Source organism: Amycolatopsis sp. NPDC004772, from assembly GCF_053601215.1.
Genome location: NZ_JBSGBK010000025.1, coordinates 100,401 through 105,665, shown reverse-complemented (window position 1 = coordinate 105,665; position 5,265 = coordinate 100,401). Strand labels below are relative to the sequence as shown.

The following is a 5,265-nucleotide window of genomic DNA, read 5'->3' as shown; positions in this document are numbered from 1 at the left end:
CGGTGACCGGTCTTTCCAGCCCGCGATGTCCAGGTACACCCACCGACCGTCCAGATACGCGTGGCCCGGCCGGCGCCGCCCCTCACTCGCCGCGGATCGTGCGCCTCAGCTTGGGCACCCGGTCGGCCAGGGTTCGCTCGGCTCCCCGCTGTGTCGGCTCGTAGTAATCCCGCCCCACCAGCTCGTCCGGCGGGTACTGCTGCGCCAGCACGCCCTCCGGCACGTTGTGCGGGTACCGGTACCCCTGCGCGTTCCCCAGCTTCTTTGCCCCGGCGTAGTGCCCGTCCCGCAGATGCGGTGGCACCGTGCCCGCCAAGCCGCCGCGGACGTCCGCCAGCGCCGCGTCGATGCCCTTGATCACCGCGTTCGACTTCGGGGCCGTCGCCAAATGCACCGTCGCCTGGGCGAGGGCCAGCCTGCCCTCCGGCATGCCGATGAACTGCACCGCGTGCGCCGCCGCCACCGCCGACTGCAGCGCCGTCGGGTCCGCCATGCCGATGTCTTCGCTCGCGTGCACCACCAGCCGGCGGGCCAGGAACCTCGGGTCCTCGCCCGCCTCGATCATCCGGGCCAGGTAGTGCAGCGCAGCGTCCACATCGGACCCGCGGATCGACTTGATGAACGCGCTGATCACGTCGTAGTGCTGGTCGCCGTCGCGGTCGTAGCGGACCGCCGCTTTGTCCACTGTGGACTCGACGATGGCGAGGTCGATCGTCTTCGCCTCGGTGGCCGACGCCGCGTCCGCCGCCGCCTCCAGAGCCGTGAGCGCGCGGCGGGCGTCGCCGCCCGCGAGCCGGACCAGGTGCGCCCGCGCGTCCTCGGTCAGCGTCAGCTCGCCGGCGAGGCCGCGCTCGTCGGACAACGCCCGCTCGATCAGCGAGGCGATGTCCGCGTCGGTCAGCGGGCGCAGCTGCAGCACCAGCGACCGTGACAGCAGCGGCGACACCACCGAGAACGACGGGTTCTCCGTGGTCGCCGCGACCAGCAGCACCGTGCGATCCTCGACCGCGCCGAGCAGCGCGTCCTGCTGGGTCTTGGAAAACCGGTGCACCTCGTCGATGAACAGCACCGTGTTCTCGGCGTTGTACTGCCGGCGCCGCCGCGCCTCCTCGATGACGCCGCGCACCTCCTTCACCCCCGCCGAAAGCGCGGACATCGCGACGAACCGGCGGCCGGTCGCGATCGAGACGAGGTTGGCCAGCGTCGTCTTGCCCGTGCCGGGCGGGCCGTAGAGCAGCACCGACGCCGGCGCGGCGCCCTCCACCAGCCGCCGCAGCGGGGCGCCTTCGCGCAGCAGGTGCTGCTGGCCGACGACCTCGTCGAGCGAGCGCGGCCGCATCCGCACGGCCAGCGGCGAGCTGGCCGGGTCCGCCTGCGGTTCGGCGCCCGCGTTCGACCCCGTGCGCTCCGGCGGAGGCGCGATGTCGGCGTTCACCGTAAAAAGCTCGTCCTGTGCCACACCGATGACGTTAACCGACCCCACCGACAGAACCGCTTGCCCCGGCGTCCACCGGAGCGCTACCGTCGTGCTGACTGGTTGACCGAAAGTGCGATTCCGGTCAATCAGTCAAATGTTCAACGAAACCACAGGTGGAGACGCATGAGCCATCCCAACCGCGAGCGCGCCGACCGCATCCTGGACGCGGCGGGCGAGCTGCTGCTGCGCATGGGCTACCGCAAGGTGGCGATCGACGACGTCGCGCGCGCGGTCGGCATCGGCAAGGGCACCGTCTACCTGCACTGGCGGAGCAAGGAGCTGCTGTTCCAGGCGCTGATGATGCGGGAGTCGGCCGACCTGACCGACGAGCTGCTGGCCATGATCAAGGCCGACCCGGCGATGATCCTGCCCCACCGGATGATCCCGGCGTCGTTCCTGATCACCCACCGCCGCCCGCTGGTGATGGCGATGCTGCGCGGCAACGCGGAGATGTTCGGCTCGCTCGGCGACCTCGCCCTGAAGAAACAGCAGGACGAGGTGAGCGTGCACTTCGAGACCACGATGCTGCGGCACGGCCTGATCCGCGCGGACGTCCCGCACATGAGCTACGCGCTGCACGCGGCGACGCTCGGCTTCTACGTCGGCGACACGCTTTCGGACGAGTTCGAAGGCATCCCCGTCGAAGAGAAGGCGGACGTCCTCGCGCACCTGATCCGCACCGCGTTCGAACCGCCGGGCGAACCCGATCCCGCGGCGGTCGCGGAGGTGGCGGCGGAACTGAGTTCGACGCTCGAGGAGCTCGTCTCGGGCTTCCGAAACGGGATCTACGCACACGATCCCACCAGGGCCTCCGGCTGATTCGTGAGGCCACACCGGGGAAAGGGGCGGAAATGACCAGTACGTTGGCCGACACCTGGGGACTCCACGAGGCCCAGTTCTGGCTGCGGGGGAAACAACCGGAGAAGCGGATCGAGTTCGCCGCGGAGCTCGGGATGTGGAACGTCTACGGGCACCCGGAGATCGAGGCGATCCTCCGCGACCCGGCGACGTTCTCGTCCGACACCACGCGGCTCGTCCCGAAGGAGCTGATGCCGGACCCCGACTACGACCTGTCGACGGGCAGCATCCTCCAGCTCGACCCGCCGTTGCACAACAAGATGCGCAAGCTCGTCAGCCGCGCGTTCACGCCGAAGGTGGTGGCGGACCTCGAGCCGCGGATCGCCGCGATCACCCACGAACTGCTGGACGCGATCCCGGCCGGCGACCGGCTGGAGCTGGTCGAGCACCTGGCCTACCCGCTGCCGGTGATCGTGATCGCCGAACTGCTGGGCGTCCCGGCCGGCGACCGGACCCTGTTCAAGGGCTGGGTGGACAAGATGTTCGAGTCCTCCAACCAGGTGTCGCTGGTGAAGAAGGACGAGAACCAGGACGCGGCCATCCGGTCGTCCATGGAAGGCCAGAAGGCGCTCGCGGACTACCTCGGCGAGCACGTCGACGAGCGGCGCAAGCAGCCGCGTGAAGACCTGCTGACGAAGCTGGTCGAGGCCGAGCTGGACGGCGAGCGGCTGTCCCGCTCCGACGTCGTCAACTTCGCGAACATCCTGCTGCTGGCCGGCCACATCACCACCACGATGCTGCTCGGCAACGCGGTGCTGTGCCTGGACACGCACCGGGAGTGGGACGAGCGGGTGCGCGCGGACCGCTCGCTCGTGCCGCCGATGATCGAAGAGTCGCTGCGGTACCTGACCCCGTTCGCGGCGGTCGCCCGCGTGACCATGCGGGAGGTCGAGGTCGGCGGCGTCACCGTGCCGGCCGACCAGATGCTGCTCTGCTGGGTGGCGGCGGCGAACCGCGACGAGCGGGTGTTCCGCAACCCGGACGCGTTCGACCCGCTGCGCGCGGAGAACCCGCACCTGGCGTTCGGCCGCGGAATCCACTTCTGCATCGGCGCACCGCTGGCGCGGCTGGAGGGCCGGGTGGCGCTGGACATCCTGTTCGACCACTACCCGGTGCTGCGCACGATCCCGGGTGAGCCGCCGAAGTTCCAGGTCAACCCCAACATGACCGGCGTGCGCGAGCTGCCGCTGTCGACGGTCTAGGCCGGTTGCGCCCTGGGCGAAATCGCTCGCCCGGGGCGCGCGGCTGTCCGATGGTGGACCGATGAGCGTGGCGGTGCTGGCGGACGTCCACGGGGTCCTCCCGGCGCTGGAGGCGGTCCTGGCGGAACCGGACGTCCGGGCGGCGGAGAAGGTCGTGCTGCTCGGCGACCTGCTCGCCGGGCCGATGCCGGTCGAAACCCTCGAGCGCCTGCAGGAGCTCGGCGACCGCGCGGTCTGGGTTCGCGGCAACGCCGATCGCGAGCTGGCCGAATCGGCCCGCACCGGCGGCACGTTCGTCCCGGACCCGATCTTCCCGTGGGCGGCGAAGCAGCTGCGTCCGGCCGATCTGCCGCTGCTGGACGCGCTGCCGCTGACGGTGACCTTGGACGGCGTGCTCTTCTGCCACGCAACCCCGCGCGACGACAGCGAGATCGTGCTCGTCGATTCGGCTCCGGAGAGGTGGGCGGAGGTCCTGGACGGCGTGACCGCGCCGACGATCGTCTGCGGGCACACGCACATGCCGTACGTGCGGCTCGTGGACCGCCGGCTGGTGGTCAACCCCGGCAGCGTCGGAATGCCGTACGGGGCAAGGGGCGCGCACTGGGCGTTGCTCGGCGACGGCGTCCAGCTGCGGCGGACGGAGTACGACGCCGAGGCGGCGTGCCGCTACCTGGCGGAGCATTGCGCGTACCCGGACATCGAGGAGTGGGCGGACTACTTCGTCCGCAATCCGGCGTCGGACGTCGAAGCGCTGCGGGTGTTCAGCGGGCGCGGAACGAGTTCCACATGATGACGGCGGCGTAGGGCAGGAACTCGCGGCCGCGGCGCCAGAGCCACGGGATGCCCTTCAGCACCAGCCAGCCCACGTGCCCGGTGGCGCTCGGTTCGGCGCCGCCGCTGCAGGTGAGGCTGACCGGTTCCGGGACGGCGAACCCGGCGTCGGCGAGGAGCCCGGTGAAGCCGTCGGCGAGCATGCGGTGGCCCAGTTCGGAGGGGTGCAGCCGGTCGACGCTCCAGGAGGCGAGGTCGTAGGCGCCGGGCAGGCGGGCGAGATCGAGGCAGGCAACGCCTTCGCGGGCGACGACCTCGTCGATGGCGGCGTTGAGTTCGGCGACCCGGGCGCTCAGGGCGCGCTTGAGCGCCTGCGGGAGGCGGAAGACCCTGCTGTGGTCGTGGAAGCGGACGGGGAGGACGGTGGTCCCGGTCTCGCGAAGGCGCCGGATGACTTCGGTGAGATCGGCGGCGATGCGCGCGGCGTCGAAGTCCGGCCGAAGGGTGTCGTTCATACCGGCGACCAGCAGGGCGACATCCGGCCGCTGGGCAACGGCGGCGGGCACTTGCCGGGTGAGCACGCACCGCATCCGAGCCCCGGCGAAGGAGGGGTTGAGGTAGCCGCTCTCCTCGACCCCGAGCGCGGCGGCAACGAGCGGGCCGACCCCGCGCCACCCACCCCGGCGGGGAAGCGGATCACCGAGCCCGACGGCGGTGGAGTCGCCGAGAACAGCGAGGCGCCGGGCTCGTTTGAGCGGCGCAACGGCGGCCAGCGGGCGCCGGGGCGGTTCGGGCAGCGGGGTGACATCGACGCTCATCACGGTCACGGTCACGACGATCGGCCATGGAGGCTCACACCCGGTGAGGTGGAGGTAACGCGGTCGCGACACCGGGCCTAATTCTTGACGCGCACCTCACAGCGGCCGGATATGTCCTGTTCGGGGGCAGCCGCGACGG

The 5,265-nt window shown here is 70.9% G+C and carries 5 protein-coding genes; 3 read left to right on the top strand and 2 right to left on the bottom strand.

All coding sequences use genetic code 11. The features are described from left to right. Positions 1–82: 82 nt before the first annotated feature. On the bottom strand, positions 83–1,459 hold the full coding sequence (locus ACWEF6_RS17790) for a replication-associated recombination protein A (protein WP_449683929.1): 1,377 nt from the start codon (positions 1,457–1,459) through the stop codon (positions 83–85). A 141-nt stretch (positions 1,460–1,600) separates the two neighbouring features. On the opposite strand from ACWEF6_RS17790, the gene ACWEF6_RS17785 reads away from it, so the two are divergent. From ACWEF6_RS17785 to ACWEF6_RS17775, 3 genes are all read left to right on the top strand, one after another. Next, positions 1,601–2,296 (top strand): TetR/AcrR family transcriptional regulator, encoded by a 696-nt coding sequence (locus tag ACWEF6_RS17785; RefSeq protein WP_310974979.1) that lies wholly within the window; start codon positions 1,601–1,603, stop codon positions 2,294–2,296. Positions 2,297–2,328: 32 nt separating this feature from the next. Then, positions 2,329–3,537 carry a cytochrome P450 gene (locus ACWEF6_RS17780; RefSeq protein ID WP_449683928.1) on the top strand — a complete coding sequence of 403 codons (1,209 nt, stop codon included), beginning with the start codon at positions 2,329–2,331 and terminating at the stop codon, positions 3,535–3,537. A 61-nt stretch (positions 3,538–3,598) separates the two neighbouring features. Continuing rightward, positions 3,599–4,327 (top strand): metallophosphoesterase family protein, encoded by a 729-nt coding sequence (locus tag ACWEF6_RS17775; RefSeq protein ID WP_449683927.1) that lies wholly within the window; start codon positions 3,599–3,601, stop codon positions 4,325–4,327. Here ACWEF6_RS17775 and ACWEF6_RS17770 read toward each other — a convergent pair. Continuing rightward, complete coding sequence (locus ACWEF6_RS17770) at positions 4,299–5,147, bottom strand: SGNH/GDSL hydrolase family protein (RefSeq protein WP_449683934.1); 849 nt, start codon at positions 5,145–5,147, stop codon at positions 4,299–4,301. The genes ACWEF6_RS17775 and ACWEF6_RS17770 overlap by 29 nt on opposite strands. Positions 5,148–5,265 lie beyond the last annotated feature (118 nt).

What these genes read in the sequence shown, in the direction of transcription:
- ACWEF6_RS17785 (WP_310974979.1), top strand. Translation starts at nt 1,601, where the DNA reads ATGAGCCATCCCAACCGCGAGCGCGCCGACCGCATCCTGGACGCGGCG.
- ACWEF6_RS17780 (WP_449683928.1), top strand. Translation starts at nt 2,329, where the DNA reads ATGACCAGTACGTTGGCCGACACCTGGGGACTCCACGAGGCCCAGTTC.
- ACWEF6_RS17775 (WP_449683927.1), top strand. Translation starts at nt 3,599, where the DNA reads ATGAGCGTGGCGGTGCTGGCGGACGTCCACGGGGTCCTCCCGGCGCTG.